Source organism: Pontibacter sp. HJ8 (genome assembly GCF_054824225.1).
The window spans coordinates 1-19,159 of sequence record NZ_JSYF01000251.1 but is presented as its reverse complement, the minus strand read 5'-3'; the positions used below and the strand labels follow the sequence as shown (position 1 = coordinate 19,159).

The following is a 19,159-nucleotide window of genomic DNA, read 5'->3' as shown; positions in this document are numbered from 1 at the left end:
TGCCATTGCGGATGAAGGATCGGATAGAAACCAAAGAATTAGGATAGGAGCAAGCTTCAGATGGTATCCCAAAAGCACAAAAAAAGCAGCCCGGTTAGGGGCTGCTTTTTTTAGGATTCCATCACAAAGACAATGATGGAGAAAAGTGTAGCTGAAGATCCTTAGAAGTGAATCTTCAGAAGGATTTGTTTAACTCTGCTGTCCCCCTATTCTATTATCCTTTCTAGTTTTCATGAAGGACAACACAATACTAATGGTCAGGATCAAAGCAATGACCAGCAGGGATATAAACGTAGGAATCTTGTAGATATCCACCATGACCATTTTCAGGCCTACGAATACCAGTATGATGGCCAGACCGTAGGACAGGTATACAAAGCGGTCTACCACGTGGGCAAGGGCAAAATACAGAGAACGCAGGCCCAGGATAGCAAAGACGTTTGAGGTATAGACGATGAATTGGTCCTGCGTAATGGCCAGTATAGCCGGAATACTGTCAACTGCAAAGATCAGGTCGGTGGCTTCGATCAATATCAGCACCAGGAACAGGGGGGTCGCAAACCGCTTGCCGTCCTGCTTCACGAAGAATTTGTCCCCATGCAGTTGGTTGGTGACCGGCATGATTCTTCGGAAGAACTTGATGACCGGGTTGTTTTCCGGATCTATGGCTGCACCCTTCTCTGTAAACATTTTGTAGCCGGTATAGATCAGGAAGACGCCAAAGATGTAGACACTCCAGTGAAATTTCTGGATAAGGGCGACACCGGCGAAAATAAAGATGATCCTCATGACAAGGGCACCAAGAATACCCCAGAACAGGATCTTGTGCTGATAAATGGCAGGTATCTTGAAATAGCCGAAGACAAGCACAAACACGAATATATTGTCTATACTAAGGGATTTTTCGATCAGGTAACCAGTCAGGAACTCTACAGCCTTGGCCTCCCCGAACCAATAATAGATAAGGCCATTAAAAACTAAGGAAAGGCTGATCCAGACACCCGACCAGGTCAGTGCTTCTTTCACAGATACGACATGCGCCTTCCGGTTAAAAACTCCTAAGTCGAGCGCGAGCATAAGGAGTACAAATACATTGAACCCTATCCAGAATGAGGCATTTACTTCCATAAGTGTTTATTTAATTTAATAAGCTACAATTCTTACAAGGTGTTTCTTATAAGAAAGGCCTTTTTTGTTTATTTGTTTTAATTAGTTAAAGCGCGTTTTAAGCGCATGCCATTCGCAATACTTTTTGAAACGTCAGCTATCCTGTTTGCAGGACAAAGGCGGTCTAATTATATGTTATTTCTTAATAGCTCTCCGAATCTGATTGCTGAAAATTTCAAACAGAGACCTGTTGCGGATAAAGGAAAAGCAACCCTTTCAGGAGCTGCTTTTCCTTATCTGCAACAGGTAGAAGCTATACCTTACTTCAGGCTGCCGATCATATCTTCCGGCTTCACCCACTCGTCGTACTGCTCGTTGGTAAGCAAGCCCAGCTCAATGGCGGCTTTGCGAAGGGTGGTGCCTTCCTTGTGCGCTTTCTTGGCGATCTTGGCGGCATTATCGTAACCGATGTGCGGGTTCAGGGCCGTTACCAGCATCAGCGAGTTCTCCAGGTTTTCTTTGATTCGGGCCGTGTTGGGCTCTATACCTACCGCACAGTGCTTGTCGAACGAGTCGCAGGCATCCGCGATCAGCTGGGCACTCATCAGCAGGTTAAAGATCATCACCGGTTTGAACACGTTCAGCTCGAAATGGCCGTTCATACCTCCTACCGAGATTGCCACGTCGTTACCGATCACCTGGGCACACACCATGGTCATGGCCTCCGCCTGCGTTGGGTTCACTTTGCCCGGCATGATGGAAGAACCTGGCTCATTCTCCGGGATGATGATCTCCGCTATACCTGAACGCGGGCCGGAAGCCAGTAAACGGATGTCGTTGGCGATCTTCATCAGGCTCACGGCCAGTTGCTTCAGGGCTCCCGACGTTTCGACGATGGCATCGTGTGCCGCCAGGGCTTCGAACTTGTTGGGTGCAGTAATGAAGGTATGGCCAGCGTACTGCGAGATTTTCTTGGCTACCAACACGTCGTATCCCGCCGGCGTGTTCAGGCCTGTACCAACTGCAGAACCACCCAATGCCAGTGTGCTCAGGTGCTCCAGCGTATTACGAAGCGCCTTCATGCCGTAATCCAGCTGGGCTACATAACCGGAAAGCTCCTGGCCCAGGGTAAGCGGCGTGGCATCCATCAGGTGCGTGCGGCCGATCTTCACCACGTTCATGTAAGCTTCTGCCTTGCTGTTCAGCGTGTCGCGCAGCTTCTGTACCATCGGCAGCGTGTGCTCTACCACTTTCTTATAAGCGGCAATGTGCATGGCTGTCGGGAAGGTGTCGTTCGAGGACTGCGACTTGTTTACGTCATCGTTCGGGTGGATCTTCTTTTTCTCGTCCATCAGGTTGCCGCCCAGCAGTACGTGTGCGCGGTTGGCTACCACTTCGTTCACGTTCATGTTCGACTGCGTGCCGGAACCTGTCTGCCATACCACCAGCGGGAACTCATCGGCCAGTTGGCCGGCAAGGATCTCGTCGCATACCTGGGAGATGATGTCGGCTTTGTCTTGCGCCAGTACACCCAGTTGGGCATTGGCCTGGGCCGCCGATTTCTTAAGTATGGCAAACGCTTCGATCACTTCCTTCGGCATCAGTTGGCCGCCGATCGTGAAGTTTTCTTTTGAGCGTTGGGTCTGGGCACCCCAGTATTTGTCAGCAGGCACCTCTACAGGTCCCATGGTATCTTTTTCTACGCGAACTTGCATATCAGTTTATGTTAGGTTAAGGAATTTCTGTTAGTGCAAAACTACAAAAAAGTTTAATCTGTTCTGAATCACGAATTGTGACTTATACCTCCTGCCCAACTCAGAACTCGTGACTCAGAACTCAGAACTATACCTACCGGATAACCCGCTTGCCCGAACTCTCTGCCAGAAAGGCGATCATTTCCAGCTGCACAGGCTTTAGGTAGGTTGTATTCAGGAAGGTCTTGTCGTTGAAACTGATCAGGTATTCGCCCTCGGCCCCCAGGTAGTGTAAGGATTCGATCTCTTTATGATCATAGGTCCGTTCTTCGTTCAGCAGGTTGGTAATATGCACCTGGGTTTCGTCAATGACGATGTGCCAGCGCATTGCAACCCAGATGGCGGCGGCTGACAGGAACAGCATCACGCCAAACAGGATACCATAGTAACGGGTAGAGTTCCGGCCTTCCTGCTGTTGCAGGTACTGGCGGTACATGTCATAGTCATGGCCAAGCAGGGTGCGCTGTGAGAGGCGGAGCGGCAGCAGGGCCAGGGTCAGCCCTAACAGCAGCCCGGGGGCAATGAGGGCTCGGAAATTAGGCGTGAGCACAAACATATGCTCAGAAGACATGTGGACGATGCTGGAGAGCGTAGCCAGTGCCCCTGCACAAAAAACCGAGAGCACGCAGGCAAAAAAGTAATAAGCCAGGGTCAGCTTCCACTCCTTCTTCTGCATGTATTTTGCCTCATCAGCACTTAAATTGCTTAGCCTGCCGGCAGGAGACATTTTTCGCAGTGCAAAACGTATAACAGGCAGCAGGATGGCAACTGCTGCGAAACTGATTAATAGGCTTTCTAAAATCTCTAGCATAAGAAATGGGTAAGTGATGTAAAATTAGCACGCTCTTCCCACTTTTATATAATTATAGGCTTTAATATGGCCCGATATGCCTGTATAAATTGTGAGAATGTGCAAAATATGCAGTCTGTGCCGGTTTATTCCTCTCAAAACTAAAGAAGATCCTTAGCCGGTTGCGATGGATAGCTTATTTTCGTTATTTTTGAATCTAAACCAATTGAAACATGTGCTGTTGGTGCCCCTTTTGTGTCTTTTCCGGGGCCAGACTTTACCAGTTTTTCGAACAGCTTGTTCATTCGCTATATGAAACTTACCAAGGTGGTATCATTTATACGGGATTACCTGATTGCCATAGCGTCTTTCCTGCTCATCTTCCTGCTTTCCATTTTTATCTATTCAGAAACAAAGAAGAAGGCGCTGGAGCGCAACGAGAAGCTATTTGATATAAAGGCAGCCCAGGTGACGCAGGCCATCGACCTGCGTATGCGCGATTATGTGCAGATTCTGGTCGGTGCCAAAGGTTTGCTTTTATCTTCTGACACCGTTACCCGCCAGGACTGGAAACAATACTATGCCGGCTTAAACCTGTCGGAGAACTACCCGGGTATACAGGGGGTCGGCTATACGCTATACCTGCGGCCGAAAGAGGTGTCGGCTCACCAGAAACGTATCCGGGAAGAGGGATTTGAGGAGTTTACGATCTGGCCGGAAGGGAAACGGGACGCCTATACCTCTATCACTTTCCTGGAGCCCTTAGACCACCGGAACAGGCGTGCCCTGGGGTATGACATGTTCAGTGAGCCTGCCAGGAGGTCTGCCATGCAGATTGCCCGGGATACCCGGCAACCGGCCCTGTCCGCTAAAGTGCGGCTGGTGCAGGAAACCGGGGAGGATGAGCAGTCCGGCTTCCTGATCTACCTGCCCGTTTACAAAAACAACGCAGTTCCGGAATCCATCAAAGCGCGGCAGGAGCTTATCCAAGGCTTTGTATACAGCCCGTTCCGCGCCAAAGACCTCATGCTTGCCATCCTGGGAGATAACTTTAAGGACCTCGATATAGAGGTATACGATGGTGCTAACCTGGAAAAATCTTCTCTGCTGTTCAGTACCGATTCCACCTTGTATTACCATGCCTCCAAAAAACGTGAACTGTCGGAGCTCAGCACGCTGAGCATAGGCAACCATACCTGGCGGATCTATTCTTCGGCTAAGCCCTCCTTTATGCGCTCTGCCGATACGGAGCTTCCCTACTTCATTCTGTTGGGCGGTTCCATCATCAGTTTCCTGATGTTCTTCATCATCTGGTCGCTGTCCAATACACGTCGCTCCAACAACCTGAAACAGACCATTACCGACAATGCCACGGCAGCCCTCTTTATCATTGATGCAAAGGGAGCCTGTACTTTCATGAACCCGGCGGCGGAAGAGATGACGGGCTATGAATTTGAAGAGATAAAGGGAAAATCACTGCACGAGATGGTGCACCACTCCTACCCGGATGGCGCACCTTACCCAGCCCACCAGTGCCCGATACGCCACGCACTGCACGGCAACAATCCGAAGCGGGAGTACGAGGAAGTGTTTTTCCGGAAGGATGGCAGCTCCTTTGATGTATCCTGTTCGGTACACCCCATCGCCGAGAGCAGCAACGATGCCTATGCGATCATTGAGGTACATGACATCACGGAGGAAAAACGTGCGCAACAGGCGATCATCGAAAGCGAAGCACGCTTCCGGACCATGGCCGACAATGCGCCGGTAATGATCGGCATCACCGATATCTGGAAGCAGAGTGTCTACATCAACAAACAGTGGCTCGATTTTACGGGAAGTACCTTTGAGGAAAGCATCAACTTTGGCTGGCAGCGCGCCATCCACCCGCAGGACCTGCCCGCTTTTGAGGATGCCTACAACAAAGCGCTGGTAGAAGAAAGCAGTTTCCGAATCGAAACCCGCATGCGCCGCTACGACGGAAAGTACCGTTGGATGGTCGCTACCTGTACGCCGCGGGTGGGAGCCAGTAATGAGTTCCTGGGCCACATCAGCTCCATCCTGGACATTACCGAAATAAAAGAGGCCGACCGGAAAGTGAAGCAGAATGCCGAGTTGCTCCAGAAGCTCTTCCTGGAAGTGCCGGCTCTGGTAGGCCTGGTGCGTGCCCCGGACCAGCAGTATGTACTGGCAAACCCTTCGTACCGCAAGCTTTTCGGGCACAGGGTGCTGGTTGGCAAGACGCTGCGCGAGGCCCATTCAGAACTCGAAACGCAAGGCATCTTTGAGCAGATAGACAAGGTATTCGAAACAGGGACGCCTTTTGTTGGAAATGAGGAGTTGTTAAGCATAGACCGCCTTAACAACGGCAGCCTGTCAGAAGGGTATTTCAACATCGTGTTTCAGCCGCTGATGGATGGCAAAGGCAAGGCAGAGGCCGTGCTGATTTTTGCCGTGGAAGTAACCGAACTCGTCATCGCCCGCACCAAGCTGATTTCCACCAACGAGGAGCTGAGCCATAAGAATACGGAGCTCCAGCGCACCAACAACGACCTGGACAACTTCGTCTATACCGCATCACACGACCTCAAGTCCCCTATCGCCAACATGGAAGGTCTCACCTCCCTGTTGCGGGATATTCTGGAGGGCAAGCTGAACGAGGACGACAAGCAGGTGCTGGACATGGTAGCAGATTCTATCAACAAACTGAAGCAGACCATAGCCGACCTGGCTGAAATAACCAAAGTGCAGAAGGAACTCCATGCCAAAATAGAACCCGTTACGTTCGAACAGGTGCTGCAGGATGTCACCTCCGATATAGAAGGACTCATAACCGAATCCGGAGCGATCGTCAAAGCCGATTTCCAGGCCAAAGAGCTGCTATATGCGCGTAAAAACCTGCGTAGCATTATCTACAACCTGGTGTCGAATGCCATCAAGTATCGCGCCCCGGAGCGGCCGGCAGAAGTTCGGATAAGTACGTTCCGGAAAGGAGATTACGTGGTACTGCAGGTACAGGACAACGGCTTAGGTATAAAAAAGGACCAGCAGCATAAGTTGTTTTCTATGTTCAAGCGCCTGCACAAGCACGTAGAGGGCACCGGTATTGGCCTCTACATCGTGAAACGTATCATCGAAAACAACGGCGGCCGCATAGAAGTGGAAAGCGAACTGGGCGAAGGCACAACGTTTAAGGTATACTTTAAGCAGGAAGCTGTGCCGCAAGCGGTATAAGCACCTACCCGTACATGGCAGAGCAGTAACTCCGAAAGGCTGCATCGGATCCCCGTATTTAGGCTTTCCTGTAACCTGCAGATTTGATCCTTTTGCTCTGAATTTTTGTTCTGCAAAGGCCGGATGTTCAGGTCCGGCGATCATCCCAAACCAGATAATTTAAGAAGCCCGATGGCGAAGATAAAAACATCCTATTTCTGCCAGAGCTGTGGCGCCCAGTCTGCCAAGTGGATTGGCAAGTGCCCTGCCTGTGGCGAGTGGAACACCTACGTGGAAGAAGTGGTGCAGCGGGAGGAGCTGACCCCTACCAGCGTATGGAAAGTGGGCAGCAGCTCGAGCTCAGCGCAGGTAGCCAACAAGCCCAAGCCGATTGCCGATATCAACTACCAGGAGCAGCTGCGCATCCAGACCCAGGACCAGGAACTGAACCGTGTGCTGGGAGGCGGCATCGTGGCCGGCTCCATGGTGCTGATTGGCGGTGAGCCAGGTATAGGCAAGTCTACGCTGATGCTGCAGATCGCCCTGAGCCTGACCGGCCTGCGCGTGCTCTATGTAAGCGGCGAAGAAAGTGAGCACCAGATCAAAATGCGGGCAGAGCGCCTCCTGCCCCAAACCTCCGACTGCTTTATCCTCACCGAAACCGGTACCCAGAATATATTCAAGCAAATAGAGCAGCTCCGCCCGCAGGTACTGGTGATTGATTCGATCCAGACGCTGCATTCCTCCTTTATAGAGGCAGGCGCAGGGAGTGTAAGCCAGGTGCGGGAATGCACGGCGGAGCTGCTCAAGTTTGCCAAGGAGAGCGGAACGCCGGTCTTTCTGATCGGGCATATCACCAAAGAAGGCAACCTGGCAGGCCCCAAGATCCTGGAGCACATGGTAGACACGGTGCTCACCTTTGAAGGCGACCGTCACATGACCTACAGGATCCTGCGCACCACCAAGAACCGCTTTGGCTCTACCTCCGAGCTGGGAATCTATGAAATGCTGGGTACCGGACTGCGCGAAGTGAGCAACCCTTCGGAGATCCTCATCTCGCAGCGGGAAGACGCCTTCAGTGGCATTGCCATCGGAGCCACGCTGGAAGGCAACCGGCCTTTGCTCATCGAAGTGCAGAGCCTGGTGACGCCTGCCACCTACGGCACCCCCCAGCGGACGAGCACCGGATTCGACGGCAAGCGCCTGAACATGCTGCTGGCCGTGCTCGAGAAACGGGGCGGGTACAGGCTGGGCGCCCAGGATGTGTTCCTCAACATAGCCGGCGGCCTCAAGGTAGAAGACCCGGCGCTGGATCTGGCTGTCTGCGCGTCTATTCTTTCGTCTTTCGAAGATATTGCCATACCTACCACCTCCTGTTTTGCGGCTGAGGTCGGGCTGGGAGGAGAGGTAAGAGCAGTGAACCGCATCGAGAACCGCATCACCGAGGCAGAGAAACTTGGGTTCAGGGATATTTATATTTCCAGGTATAACAAAAAGGGCGTAGACCTGAGCAAGTTCTCCATCAACGTGCATGCTTTTGGTCGCCTGGAGGAAGTATTCGGAGCGCTTTTCGGATAGATTTTGTGCTTTAAACAGGAACTTGTTTTATCATTCTCATAAAATAAAAGAAACACTGGGAATATGGAATTTTAAACTCTATACTTCATGTTCAACACGCTAGCTAACAGTAGTGTAGCACCGGCTGCAAGGCTGGCGGCTAGCGATATTTAACTTAAAGTACGATAGTTTATAACACACATCTACCCGCTCCTATCTATGAGACAAATGCAGTTCCTGTTATCACTGGCCCTTTGGCTGGTGGCACAGCCCCTTTTTGCGCAAAGCAAAGCAACGATTGAGGGGAAAATACAAAAAAGCCTGTCGGATGAGGTCACCCTGGCCACGTATCCTTCCCCGCTCCTGCCGGAAGAATCACAGACCGTCGTAAAGCTTCACAACGGGCAGTTCCGGTTGGAGCTCCCCATCACCCAGGCAGGTATAGTCGAACTGGTGCACGGCCGTGAATCCGTGCCGCTATACCTGGAGCCCGGCTATGACCTGAAAATGTCCATCAGCGGCCAGAAGTTTCTGACGTCGGTCAGTTTTGAAGGCAAAGGGGCCAACGAGAACAACTTCCTGAGCCAGTATACGCTTTACTTCGACGAAGAAGAGGATTATCAGCCGCTGCCGGATAACATCAAGCTGCGGGAAAGCGAGTTTATCCAATTTCTGGAGGAGCGCCGGGAAGACCAGCTCACGTTTCTGAAAAAGTATAGCGCTAAAAAACCACTCTCTGAGAATTTCAGAAAGCTCATGCTGGCCGAGATCGCTTACAGTTATGCCAATGACAGGCTCACGTTCTTTTCCCTGCGGGAGCGGGTGGTCATCAACGACGGCAATCTGACCCCTTCTGCATCCTATTTTAATTTTCTGAAGACGCTGGATCTGCAGCAGCCTCAAAATTTGCAGAGTAACAGCTTTACGACCTTCCTGCGAAATTATGTGACCTACCTGGCCGGGCAGGCAAATGTACGCAGCACAGACAAGCACTATTTCAAAAAAAGCTACGAGTTGGTCTCCAGCCAACTGGCAGGAGATGCCCGGATCATGGCGCAGGCCTATATCATCCGGCAATCTTTGCAGCAGGGTAATGTGCTGCATGCTTCGGCCATGCTGCAGGATTTCGACAGCACCTCCGGTCAGCCAGCTGTGCACGCATCGCTCCGGCAAGTTTTTGAAGGTATGAGCGGGCTAGGTATAGGCAGTCCGGCCCCTGATTTTGAGCTAAAAGATGTGGCGGGCAACGTAGTTTCCCTGAGTGGCTTCAGGGGCAAGGTCGTATACCTGGGCTTCTGGCGCACCAACTGCGGTCTGTGCATGATCGAGCAGCCGCATACTCAGGAACTGGCCCGGAAGCTGCAGGGCCAGGAAGTTGTCTTCGTAAATATCGGCGTTGACGAAGATGAGCAAGTTTGGCGCAGGGCAGTTGAGTCCGGGGGCAGGTATGGCGTGCAGCTATACCTCAAAGGGCAGGGAGCAGAGCTCGCCAGGCAGTATGGCCTGAAAGATGTGCCGGCTTATTTCCTGATCGATGAGACAGGCACCATCATCAGCACGAAACCGAGAAGGCCCAACGACAGGGAAGCCGAAAAAGAAATACTGCAGCATGTGATCAGCGGCAGAGCATTGCACAAGTAAATAAGTACGTTCAGGTATAAAAGCCGTCCGGAGCCTGCAAAGGGGCCGGACGGCTTTTTATTTAGGCTCCTTCTGCTCCTCTTTGGAGTAGCCTAAATAACCGTTGATTTGTTTAGCTCGTAATTAAAGTCCTACCCCTTTCTACCAGATAGGGGAAAGAGGGAAAATGATGTAATCCGTTATCCTATTTATTTAACAGCTAGAAAATATGGCATTAATCAACAAAAGGGACATTGAAAAACTGCTCAATGTTCAGAACAACACGCAGAACGCACTTTGCATCTCGATTTACATACCGACTCATCGCGCTGGTCATGAAACGCTCAACGGGCAGGACCACATCCTGTTCAAGAACAAGATCAGGGAAGCACGCACGCTGCTGGGACGGCACGACGTGCCGGAGGCTGAGATCGATGCCTACCTGAAACCTGCCGAAGAGTTGCTGAACGATACTAATTTCTGGCGCCACCAGGCCGAAGGGCTGGCGATGTTTATCACAAAAGGATTTTCGTCGCACTTTACGCTGCCTTCCACTATGCCGGATGTGGTGTATGTACTGGATCAATTCTACTTCACGCCTGTACTCCCTATTCTGAGCCAGAACGGGCGCTTCTTTATACTTTCTTTAAACCGCGAAAAAGTGGGCTTCTTTGAAGCAACGATCGATAAGATACGACCCATTGACATCAGTTCTTTTGTGCCTGACAGCATGAACAAGGCCCTTAAGTTTGACGTCAAAGGCAATGACCAGGACTTCACGAACTCTACCACTACGGTAAATGGCAGTAACATTGTGCACGGCGCGGGCAGCACGAAGGGCGACGAGGAGCACGAGCGCGTGCGTGAGTTTATGCTGGAGATAGACAACAGCCTGCAAAAAATTCTGCACAACGAAGAAGAGCCGCTGGTGCTGGCAGGTGTAGACCACTACTGTGGCATCTACCGCAACATCAGCAAGTACAAGAACATTCTGCCTCAGAACATCAACCTGAACGAGTCTGTAGCCGGCATGAACCCAAATGCCATCCACGAGAAGGCGCTGGAGCTTGTAAAGCCGCTTATGCAGCAAAGCCATTCGGATTCGTTGAGCCGCTATGAGAACGTGGCCGGTACAGGTGTTACTTCCGAAGACATCGCAACCGTGGCGGCAGAAGCCGTGCACGGACGCATCGACACGCTGTTTATAGCACCAAGCCAGCCGGTGTGGGGCACGTATGATTCCAAGAACGCGACAGCGGTCGTGCACGAAGACTACCAGCGTGGGGATGACGACCTGATCAACCTGGCCGCCATCAAAACCCTGTCGCAGGGCGGGAAGGTGTTTGTAAGCAGCTACAACGGCCTGTCAGAGGTGAGTGACGGAAGTGGTAATGTAAAAGCGCTTTTCCGTTACTAGAACAGAATCTTTTGGCCTTTAACGCCAGAAACCATAACTTGGAGGGGCAGCCGGCACGGCTGCCCCTCTTTTGGTATACCTGTTCTGCTACCCAGGCAGGCGGTACGAAAAGCAGGAGTTGACCGGATACAAGTACATGAAGCTGCACCTCACAGACAAGCTGAATTTTATTGCAAAGCTCACACCGTTGCGCATGCTGAACGCGCTGCAGGTGGTAGGCAGCTACTGGTATTCACGCTTGTCGCGCAGGCCGGTGCATTGGGGCGATCCGCTTAGCATCTCGTTTGAACCGACCACCTCCTGCAACCTCCGCTGCCCCGAATGTCCCAGCGGTCTCCGCTCCTTCACCCGGCCTACCGGTATGCTGCAGAATGACCTGTTCCGCGATACCATCGACCAGTTGCAGAGCCGCCTGCTATACCTGATCCTGTACTTCCAGGGGGAACCCTACCTGCACAAGAGTTTTCTGGAGCTGGTGAAGTATGCTTCCGACAAAGGGATCTACACGGCCACTTCCACCAATGCGCACTACCTCGACGACGACACGGCCCGCAAAACTGTGGAGTCAGGGCTGGACCGGCTCATCGTTTCCATTGACGGCACTACCCAGGAAACTTACGCTGCTTACCGGATAGGCGGCAAGCTGGACAAGGTGCTGGAAGGAACGCGGCAGGTGGTGAAGTGGAAAAAAGAACTCAAATCGCGTACGCCGCACATTATGTTCCAGTTCCTGGTGGTGCGCCCCAACGAGCACCAGATCGAGGATGTAAAGGTGCTGGCGCAGGAACTGGGCGTGGATGAGGTTGTCTTCAAGACCGCTCAGATCTATGATCACCAGCAAGGATCACCGCTTATACCTACCATAGACTATTACTCGCGCTATAAAAACAATGGCAACGGAACGTACTCCATCAAAAACAAGCTGCTGAACCAATGCTGGAAGATGTGGCACTCCTGCGTGGTGACCTGGGATGGGCTGGTAGTGCCCTGCTGTTTTGACAAAGATGCCGAATACCGCATGGGTGATGTAAAGGCACAAACCTTCCGGCAGGTATGGCGCAGCAAAGCCTATACCCAATTCCGTAAATCCTTGCTACAATCGCGGGAAGAGATAGAAATGTGCCGGAACTGCACGGAAGGAACAAGGGTGTGGGCCTGATATCCTGGTAATGACAGCTAAGCAGGTAGGTGCATGATGACCGGTAGCAACAAAGCAATAGAGCTGTCGCCGGGGAAAGCTGCAAAACCGGAGAAACGGATGGGGCTAGTGCTGCTTACTAGCTGTAATTCGTGCAAGCGCTGTCAAAGGATTTTCAGCAACCCGGAGATAAGTAAAAGAAGCTATACCTATAATCTTATGTAAAACAGAAAGGGCCGGATCAAACGGCCCTTTCTGTTTTATTTGTCTTTTTTATCCAGGTTTTTGCCTAAGTCTTCTACCTGCTTGAGGAAGTCATCCACTTTTTCATCAGCATAAGGGCCATAGGAGTTGGAGATAGTGCCTCTAAGACCGTTCTGTGTCTCTACAGCATAGAGGATAGACATATCGTCCGGGTTGCTTTCGCCTTCGAAGCGGTAAAAGTCTACAATGCGGACCTGATCGGGAGGGAACGTGTGCTTGTCTTCCATCGTGCAAAGCCTGCCTTCTCCTGATACTTTAAAATCAAAGGTATAACCGTCTTTGCGCAGTCGGTTGAGCACATTCACTAAGGATCTTTCATCAACTTTATCTTGCATAGCACATAGTTTTAAGGGGAATACTCAAGTTAAGTATAGAACTATACGCAAAATAAAAGTTAGGATATGAAAAGGAGCGGAATAATTGGCCTAATGGCCGTAATCGGGCAATAACGTATAAAGTCCGGCTGTGTAACCGGCAAAAATTGCAGCCGCTTATAGCTGATTCTTCTCCAGTTGTTTCTCGATCTTGCTGATGTCGATGGCAGAACAGCTACCACAGCCTCTGGCGCAGCCGGCATCCTTGTTGGGCATGAAGCTGCGGTATAGCACCCACGCCATGTAAGCGACTGCCGCCAGAAAAATGATAAAAATGAGGATATCCTGTACCATATGCTCTAATAACTACACAAAGTTACAAAAAGTTTACGGAATGGACTGCTTCCAGTGCTCAGCGATGGTATCAAACATTTCCTGGTGTATGTTGCCGTTGCTGGCCACGATCTCGCGTCCGAAAATATAGTCGCCTTCTTCCATGAACTTCGTCACGCGGCCTCCTGCTTCCTGCACGATAATCGCACCGCCTGCCACATCCCACGCATTGAGGTTGAACTCAAAGAAGCCTTCGAAGCGGCCTACGGCCACATACGCCAGGTCCAAGGCAGCGGAGCCAAGCCGGCGAACCCCATGTGACTTGCCCATAAAGCCGCCCAGCACCTGCAGGTACTGCTGCGTCATCCCAAACTCATAGTAGGGAAAGCCGGTCGCGATCAGGGAATCTTTCAGGCCTTTAGCTGCCGATACCTGTATGGGGTTATCATTCAGGAAAGCCCCACCGCCTTTGGTGGCATAGAAGCATTCGTCTTTGTTCACTTCATACACCACACCCAGCACCACTTCATCCTGATCCAGCAAAGCTATACTGACCGAAAACAGCGGCAGCCCGTGCGTGAAGTTGGTGGTGCCGTCCAGCGGATCAATGATCCAGTTAAAGCGTTCTCCCTTCGTGTTATCGGTCTCTTCTTCGGTTATAAAACCGGCCTCCGGCAGCAGCTCGCGCAGCGCCTCTACCAGCTGCTTCTCCGCTTCCTTGTCCACATACGAAACCAGGTTGTTGAAGCCCTTCATCTCTACCTTAGACCTGTCAAAGGTGGCCGCTTCGCGCTTGATAAAGGCTCCTACTCTTCTGGCAATGATGTTGGTGTTCTGGCAAAGTTGCTGCAGGTTCATATCTTCTCTTTGATTTTTTGATTCGTCGTGCTGGGAACCGTGGTTTTGGATGCCCACACAGTATACGCGGCTCTCAGGCCAAGGGCTAATGCAATCGGGAAAACAGCAGTATGAAGCTGCTGCGGCCAAACAAACCAAAGCAACAACAGGATGCCTGCCAGCACAGCCGTCACCAACATGTAGGTTGGCAGCCAGCCTGGCAGGCGGCTACGGCCCAGGTATACGGCTGCTAGCACGTGTGTTGGTAGTGCCCAGAGCAGGTTGAAGTTATTGGCCGCGGCCTGGTGGTCTGTCGCCGTCCAGAGCAGGAACAGCAGTATGCCTAACAGGCCGGTGATCAGGAAAAAGAAAACGTCAAACGTACGGCTGCGCTTGTTTCTTTTGAAGTCCAGAACCGTGATTAACAGGGCGACAAAAAACAAGAGCCACCCGAACACAACCGGTGAGAGGGCAAAAGCACCGGAGGCAGTCGAAGGGGTGTTTTGAAAGATCACCTGGCGTTCGCCTACCAGTGGAGCTGCTGTTCCGTCCTGCTCAATGGTGGCAGTGGCAAAGCCTTGAGAAAGATAATCCGGCAGGAACATGTACTCATAAGGGGTAGCGGTGCGGTCTATGGGAGCTCCTAAGGCCAGGTCGATGCCGAAGTCAGACCAGGGCTGCGGCGGCAGGTATAGGTCGATCAGGTTACGGAAGCTCAAGTTCTTGTCCATGTGCGCCATGTGGAACTGTACCTTGTCGGGGAAGGTCGCTTCTATGCCATCCCGGATGCGGGTGGCGCAATTGTCGAAGAAGAAATCATACAGGTAAAAGCGGTTCTCGGGCAGGTAATTGTGCGTCAGGAACTGCCAGTACTGCTCTCTTTGTGCGTCCGTGAGGTTGAGCTGCTGCTCGTAAACGGAGCGGTTGTCCTGGGTATAGCTATAGGCAAAATCCTGGAAGTAGGCCACAGAGAGTTTGTAGTTGAGTTTTCCCCGGATGAACTTGAGGTAGAAGCCCGGTTCATTGAAGTCGAAGGTGCCGTAGTTGAACACAATGTCCAACCCACTGGCCGGGTCGTTTACGCGCACGGCGCTATGCCCGAAGATGGCGTATAGCTCATCGCCGCTGGAACAGGTGATGAGGCTGATCTTGGCTGCCGGTGAGAGCTGGTAGCCCTCAAACTGCGCCCGACCCTGCAGGGCAAACAGGCACAGCACCAATAGCAGCGACAGCTTTTTAAGGTATAGTTTCATAAGAAGGAGACAAAAATTAATTTGGCCTGTTGATTTCTGCTTACGCTGGGTATCTGTATAGTAACTGGCGTAGAAATTCTGATAAGGGGTAGCGTTTATTTTATTGTTTGGAACCTGCGCCGGCTACTACGATCACAAACTCGCCTTTTATGGCCTTCGTCGTGAATACCTGGATCAGCTCTTCCATGGTGCCGTTGATGGTCTCTTCGAACATTTTAGAGATTTCACGTGAAACAGATACCAGGCGCTCCTCGCCGAAATACTCTTTAAACTGGGTGAGCGTTTTGAGCAGGCGGTGCGGTGATTCATAAAAGATCATGGTGCGCTCCTCCTGTGCCAGGCTGATCAGGCGCGTCTGACGACCTTTCTTCAGCGGCAAAAACCCTTCAAACGTAAACCGGTCGGTGCTGAAGCCGGACTTGACCAGTGCCGGCACAAACGCCGTGGCTCCTGGCAGGCACTCTACTTTTAACCCGTTCTTCAGGCACTCACGCACTAACAAAAAGCCGGGATCAGAAATTCCGGGGGTTCCCGCATCCGAAATAAGCGCCATCACCTCTCCTGCTTTCATGCGCTCTGCCAGGTGTGCGCTGGCCTTGTGTTCGTTGTGCAGGTGGTGGCTGTGCATGCGCTTTTCGATGCCCAGGTGCTGCAGCAGTTTGCCGCTGGTGCGCGTGTCTTCTGCCAGGATCACATCTACTTCTTTCAGTACCCGGATCGCGCGCAGCGTAATATCCTCGAGGTTGCCGATGGGCGTTGGCACCAGGTATAGGTTGGTTTTTTCAGGTTCCTGCATGCGGCAAAGATACTATAGATTAGTGAGAAAGGTATAGCGGAAGACCATCAAGAAAACAGACGACCCGGTTTACTTTCAGGCTTCGGAAGCGAGCAGCTTGTCCGCAATCACGTCGATGCGCCGGGCCAGTTCGAAGTCCTTGGCCGTGACCGTATTGCCGGCATCATGGGTGGTCAGCTCTATTTCTACCTGGTTGTACACGTTGCTCCACCAGGGGTGGTGGTTCAGCTCCTCGGCCACTTCAGCCACCTCGTTCATGAAGGCCATCGCTGCTTTGAAGTCCTTGAACCGGAGGCTGCGCTTGAGCTTATTGTCGTCTTCTCTCCACATAGGTTAAGTAAAATCTGGTTCTTTGGGTGTTAACGGTCTTATCCTGAATAAGATTGCCAGCCGGAGTAACTAGGCTAAAAATGCAGGCGTATAGTAGGGAACTGCCCGTTGCAGCATCCACACTTAAACCTATGAAAACTATGGCAAATAAACCAGAATCACTCCCGGCTCAGAAGCAGGATAAGCAGCCCGGCGATGAACATAAAATGACCCCCCGGCCCGAGTATATCCGGGACAACTACAAAGGCAGTGACAAGCTGAAAGGGAAAAAAGCCCTCATTACCGGAGGCGATAGCGGGATAGGCCGCGCCGTTGCCGTACATTTTGCCCGGGAAGGTGCCGATGTCGCGATCGTATACCTCAACGAAGACAAAGACGCAAAAGACACTTTAAAGCTAATCGAGAAAGAGGGAAGAAAAGCAACGATCATTTCTGGAGATATTGGGGATGAGTCCTTTTGCCGGAAGGCGGTGCAGCAGGCCGTAAAAGAACTGGGCGGGCTGGATATATTGGTCAATAACGCCGCCGAGCAGCACGAGCAGTCCGACCTGAAGGATATTTCGAAAGACCAGTTGCAGCGCACTTTCCAGACCAACATCTTCTCGATGTTCTACATCACCAAGGCTGCCCTGGAGCACATGAAAGAAGGAAGTGCCATCGTGAATTCCACCTCCGTCACCTCCTACAGGGGCAGTCATCACCTGATGGACTATGCTTCCACCAAGGGAGCCATTACCGCCTTCACCAGGTCTTTGTCAGCAAATCTGGCAGAAAAGAAAATCCGTGTCAATGCAGTGGCACCGGGCCCTATCTGGACGCCGCTTATACCTGCATCCTTCGATGAAAAAAAGGTCAAGGAATTTGGGCAGGATGTACCCTTGAAGCGTCCGGGGCAGCCTTCTGAAGTGGCGCCGGCTTACGTTTTCCTGGCCTCGGAAGATGGTTCCTATATAACCGGCCAGGTGATACATGTGAACGGTGGTGAACAGGTAGGCAGCTAAGCTTCGCTAAACCAACAGGACAGAAATGGAGTAAAACGATGTATGAGCTCCTCAGGGAGCAGGATAAAAACAAGACTATGGAAAATCAGGAAAAGGATAAACAGAACCACGATCAGCCACACCAGGGCAATGGACCAAAGGACAGGCCGGTGCGTGTGATTGAAGATGACACGACGGACCAGGAGCTTCGCGCAGGGCATATTATACCGGGCGCTGACCCTCCCAAGAACGAGCACCAGCGGGGCGGCTTCGGTAACCGTGACGGCAAAGAAGGCTTCGGAAGCGACACTGCCTCTGAGGGCCCGTCTGCTACAGGCGTAAACGACTACGCAGATGATGGTACGCCACCACCCGACAATATGCGCACGGAAGACGAAGGCAGGGGAACCTGATTTGCCGGATGATGAATAACGTACAGGTATAGCAGTTTAGCTGATTGAAGCTATGCTGCACCTTTTGTAGAACAATAAATTTAAAAGGAGGAACATTATGCCATCATATAAGCATACCCAGCCCGGAGGGGCTAACAAAGGAAATCCCACCGGTAAAGGGCAGGATAAAGCGGCGGGCAAGCCGGTAGATCCGAACCAGACACGGGCCGGGCACGAGGATCTGAATAAGAAGTATACGGAGGGACCCGATGAAACGGGAGCAAACGTGCAGACGAATAATCCGAACCGGAATACTGATAAACCAGATCTGGATAACAATAAGTATAACTAGGTCATGCATGATCAGACCAGAATAGCACCTGCCTCAAAACAGGTGCTATTTTTTCATTCTGAAAACAGTAAAATTTCTAAAAACTGCTTCCGACCCGGATATTGATCCTGCATGGCCCGATACGCAATCACAGACATACACGGGTGCTCCCGTACGTTTAAAGCTCTTGTGCTGGAGCAACTCGGCTTAAAGAAAAAAGATGAGCTATACCTGCTGGGTGATTTCGTAAACAAAGGACCTGACAGCAAAGGCGTACTTGACTTTATCATGCATCTGCAGAAGCAGCACTACCAGGTGCACTGCCTGCGCGGCAACCACGACCAGATGCTGCTGACAGCTGCAACCAAAGGAGAAGCCGCCCTCAACCTATCTGATCCTGAAAAAAAGTTAGTGCTTGAAAGCTTCGGCATTCATGATTTCAAAAAATTACCTTCCCAATACGCTACCTTCCTGGATGCACTCCCCCATTACCTCGAACTCCCCGATTATTACTTAGTACACGCCGGATTTGATTTTCATCAGTCTGATATCTTCAAAGATAAAGATGCCATGCTCAATATCCGCAACTACGAAGTTGACTGGCATAAGCTTTCTCATAAGCGCCTTCTCCATGGTCATACACCTACGGCGCTGCATAGTATCAAAAAGGGAGCGACTCACAAAGACTCTAAAATAAACCTCGATGCTGGATGCGTCTACTACAAAAATGCTT

General features: G+C 51.4%; 18 protein-coding genes. 9 read left to right on the top strand and 9 right to left on the bottom strand.

Annotated features, from left to right (window positions below; translation table 11 throughout):
* Positions 1–189 precede the first annotated feature (189 nt).
* The 3 genes from OB13_RS11890 to OB13_RS11880 form a co-directional block, all read right to left on the bottom strand.
* Positions 190–1,128, bottom strand: coding sequence for a TerC family protein (locus OB13_RS11890; RefSeq protein WP_461490386.1), 939 nt, complete (start codon positions 1,126–1,128; stop codon positions 190–192).
* Between the two features lie 299 nt (positions 1,129–1,427).
* A complete protein-coding gene (fumC, locus tag OB13_RS11885; protein ID WP_461490385.1) occupies positions 1,428–2,822 on the bottom strand; it encodes a class II fumarate hydratase in 1,395 nt (464 codons plus the stop codon).
* Between the two features lie 133 nt (positions 2,823–2,955).
* Positions 2,956–3,672, bottom strand: a complete 717-nt coding sequence (locus OB13_RS11880) for a hypothetical protein (RefSeq protein ID WP_461490384.1) — start codon at positions 3,670–3,672, stop codon at positions 2,956–2,958.
* Between the two features lie 291 nt (positions 3,673–3,963).
* Between OB13_RS11880 and OB13_RS11875 the strand changes: the two genes are divergently transcribed.
* From OB13_RS11875 to OB13_RS11855, 5 genes are all read left to right on the top strand, one after another.
* Positions 3,964–6,885 carry a CHASE domain-containing protein gene (locus OB13_RS11875; RefSeq protein ID WP_461490383.1) on the top strand — a complete coding sequence of 974 codons (2,922 nt, stop codon included), beginning with the start codon at positions 3,964–3,966 and terminating at the stop codon, positions 6,883–6,885.
* Positions 6,886–7,056: 171 nt separating this feature from the next.
* Complete coding sequence (radA, locus tag OB13_RS11870) at positions 7,057–8,442, top strand: DNA repair protein RadA (protein ID WP_461490382.1); 1,386 nt, start codon at positions 7,057–7,059, stop codon at positions 8,440–8,442.
* A 198-nt stretch (positions 8,443–8,640) separates the two neighbouring features.
* Positions 8,641–10,062 (top strand): redoxin family protein, encoded by a 1,422-nt coding sequence (locus OB13_RS11865; RefSeq protein ID WP_461490381.1) that lies wholly within the window; start codon positions 8,641–8,643, stop codon positions 10,060–10,062.
* Positions 10,063–10,270: 208 nt separating this feature from the next.
* The gene (locus tag OB13_RS11860; RefSeq protein WP_461490380.1) at positions 10,271–11,458 is read left to right on the top strand and encodes a baeRF7 domain-containing protein; all 1,188 of its coding nucleotides are present in this window, start codon (positions 10,271–10,273) and stop codon (positions 11,456–11,458) included.
* 136 nt (positions 11,459–11,594) lie between these two features.
* Positions 11,595–12,617: an SPASM domain-containing protein gene (locus tag OB13_RS11855; RefSeq protein WP_461490379.1), complete on the top strand. Its 1,023-nt coding sequence runs from the start codon at positions 11,595–11,597 to the stop codon at positions 12,615–12,617.
* 239 nt (positions 12,618–12,856) lie between these two features.
* Here OB13_RS11855 and OB13_RS11850 read toward each other — a convergent pair whose 3' ends face one another.
* The 6 genes from OB13_RS11850 to OB13_RS11825 form a co-directional block, all read right to left on the bottom strand.
* Complete coding sequence (locus OB13_RS11850; protein ID WP_461490378.1) at positions 12,857–13,195, bottom strand: hypothetical protein; 339 nt, start codon at positions 13,193–13,195, stop codon at positions 12,857–12,859.
* Positions 13,196–13,351: 156 nt separating this feature from the next.
* The gene (locus OB13_RS11845) at positions 13,352–13,528 is read right to left on the bottom strand and encodes a FeoB-associated Cys-rich membrane protein (RefSeq protein ID WP_461490377.1); all 177 of its coding nucleotides are present in this window, start codon (positions 13,526–13,528) and stop codon (positions 13,352–13,354) included.
* Between the two features lie 33 nt (positions 13,529–13,561).
* Entirely contained in the window at positions 13,562–14,365 is an 804-nt protein-coding gene (locus OB13_RS11840; protein WP_461490376.1) for an inositol monophosphatase family protein, read from the bottom strand.
* A complete protein-coding gene (locus tag OB13_RS11835; RefSeq protein ID WP_461490375.1) occupies positions 14,362–15,597 on the bottom strand; it encodes an Lnb N-terminal periplasmic domain-containing protein in 1,236 nt (411 codons plus the stop codon). Before OB13_RS11835 ends, OB13_RS11840 begins: the two co-directional genes overlap by 4 nt.
* Positions 15,598–15,697: 100 nt before the next feature.
* On the bottom strand, positions 15,698–16,393 hold the full coding sequence (gene rsmI / locus OB13_RS11830) for a 16S rRNA (cytidine(1402)-2'-O)-methyltransferase (RefSeq protein ID WP_461490374.1): 696 nt from the start codon (positions 16,391–16,393) through the stop codon (positions 15,698–15,700).
* 75 nt (positions 16,394–16,468) lie between these two features.
* Positions 16,469–16,723 carry a 4a-hydroxytetrahydrobiopterin dehydratase gene (locus tag OB13_RS11825; protein ID WP_461490373.1) on the bottom strand — a complete coding sequence of 85 codons (255 nt, stop codon included), beginning with the start codon at positions 16,721–16,723 and terminating at the stop codon, positions 16,469–16,471.
* Positions 16,724–16,854: 131 nt separating this feature from the next.
* Here OB13_RS11825 and OB13_RS11820 point away from each other — a divergent pair, with 131 nt between their 5' ends.
* From OB13_RS11820 to OB13_RS11805, 4 genes are all read left to right on the top strand, one after another.
* Positions 16,855–17,724 (top strand): SDR family oxidoreductase, encoded by an 870-nt coding sequence (locus OB13_RS11820; RefSeq protein ID WP_461490372.1) that lies wholly within the window; start codon positions 16,855–16,857, stop codon positions 17,722–17,724.
* 77 nt (positions 17,725–17,801) lie between these two features.
* On the top strand, positions 17,802–18,116 hold the full coding sequence (locus OB13_RS11815; protein WP_461490371.1) for a hypothetical protein: 315 nt from the start codon (positions 17,802–17,804) through the stop codon (positions 18,114–18,116).
* A gap of 97 nt (positions 18,117–18,213) precedes the next feature.
* A complete protein-coding gene (locus OB13_RS11810) occupies positions 18,214–18,447 on the top strand; it encodes a hypothetical protein (RefSeq protein WP_461490370.1) in 234 nt (77 codons plus the stop codon).
* A 111-nt stretch (positions 18,448–18,558) separates the two neighbouring features.
* A partial coding sequence (locus tag OB13_RS11805; protein ID WP_461490369.1) for a metallophosphoesterase occupies positions 18,559–19,159 on the top strand: 601 nt, incomplete at its 3' end.

Bases quoted from the DNA above. Each gene is read 5' to 3' on its own strand.
- OB13_RS11840 (WP_461490376.1), bottom strand. From the start codon at position 14,365: ATGAACCTGCAGCAACTTTGCCAGAACACCAACATCATTGCCAGAAGA.
- OB13_RS11845 (WP_461490377.1), bottom strand. From the start codon at position 13,528: ATGGTACAGGATATCCTCATTTTTATCATTTTTCTGGCGGCAGTCGCT.
- OB13_RS11860 (WP_461490380.1), top strand. From the start codon at position 10,271: ATGGCATTAATCAACAAAAGGGACATTGAAAAACTGCTCAATGTTCAG.
- OB13_RS11820 (WP_461490372.1), top strand. From the start codon at position 16,855: ATGAAAACTATGGCAAATAAACCAGAATCACTCCCGGCTCAGAAGCAG.
- OB13_RS11815 (WP_461490371.1), top strand. From the start codon at position 17,802: ATGGAAAATCAGGAAAAGGATAAACAGAACCACGATCAGCCACACCAG.
- OB13_RS11880 (WP_461490384.1), bottom strand. From the start codon at position 3,672: ATGCTAGAGATTTTAGAAAGCCTATTAATCAGTTTCGCAGCAGTTGCC.
- OB13_RS11855 (WP_461490379.1), top strand. From the start codon at position 11,595: ATGAAGCTGCACCTCACAGACAAGCTGAATTTTATTGCAAAGCTCACA.
- radA (WP_461490382.1), top strand. From the start codon at position 7,057: ATGGCGAAGATAAAAACATCCTATTTCTGCCAGAGCTGTGGCGCCCAG.
- OB13_RS11835 (WP_461490375.1), bottom strand. From the start codon at position 15,597: ATGAAACTATACCTTAAAAAGCTGTCGCTGCTATTGGTGCTGTGCCTG.
- fumC (WP_461490385.1), bottom strand. From the start codon at position 2,822: ATGCAAGTTCGCGTAGAAAAAGATACCATGGGACCTGTAGAGGTGCCT.
- OB13_RS11865 (WP_461490381.1), top strand. From the start codon at position 8,641: ATGAGACAAATGCAGTTCCTGTTATCACTGGCCCTTTGGCTGGTGGCA.
- OB13_RS11875 (WP_461490383.1), top strand. From the start codon at position 3,964: ATGAAACTTACCAAGGTGGTATCATTTATACGGGATTACCTGATTGCC.
- OB13_RS11890 (WP_461490386.1), bottom strand. From the start codon at position 1,128: ATGGAAGTAAATGCCTCATTCTGGATAGGGTTCAATGTATTTGTACTC.
- OB13_RS11850 (WP_461490378.1), bottom strand. From the start codon at position 13,195: ATGCAAGATAAAGTTGATGAAAGATCCTTAGTGAATGTGCTCAACCGA.
- rsmI (WP_461490374.1), bottom strand. From the start codon at position 16,393: ATGCAGGAACCTGAAAAAACCAACCTATACCTGGTGCCAACGCCCATC.
- OB13_RS11810 (WP_461490370.1), top strand. From the start codon at position 18,214: ATGCCATCATATAAGCATACCCAGCCCGGAGGGGCTAACAAAGGAAAT.
- OB13_RS11825 (WP_461490373.1), bottom strand. From the start codon at position 16,723: ATGTGGAGAGAAGACGACAATAAGCTCAAGCGCAGCCTCCGGTTCAAG.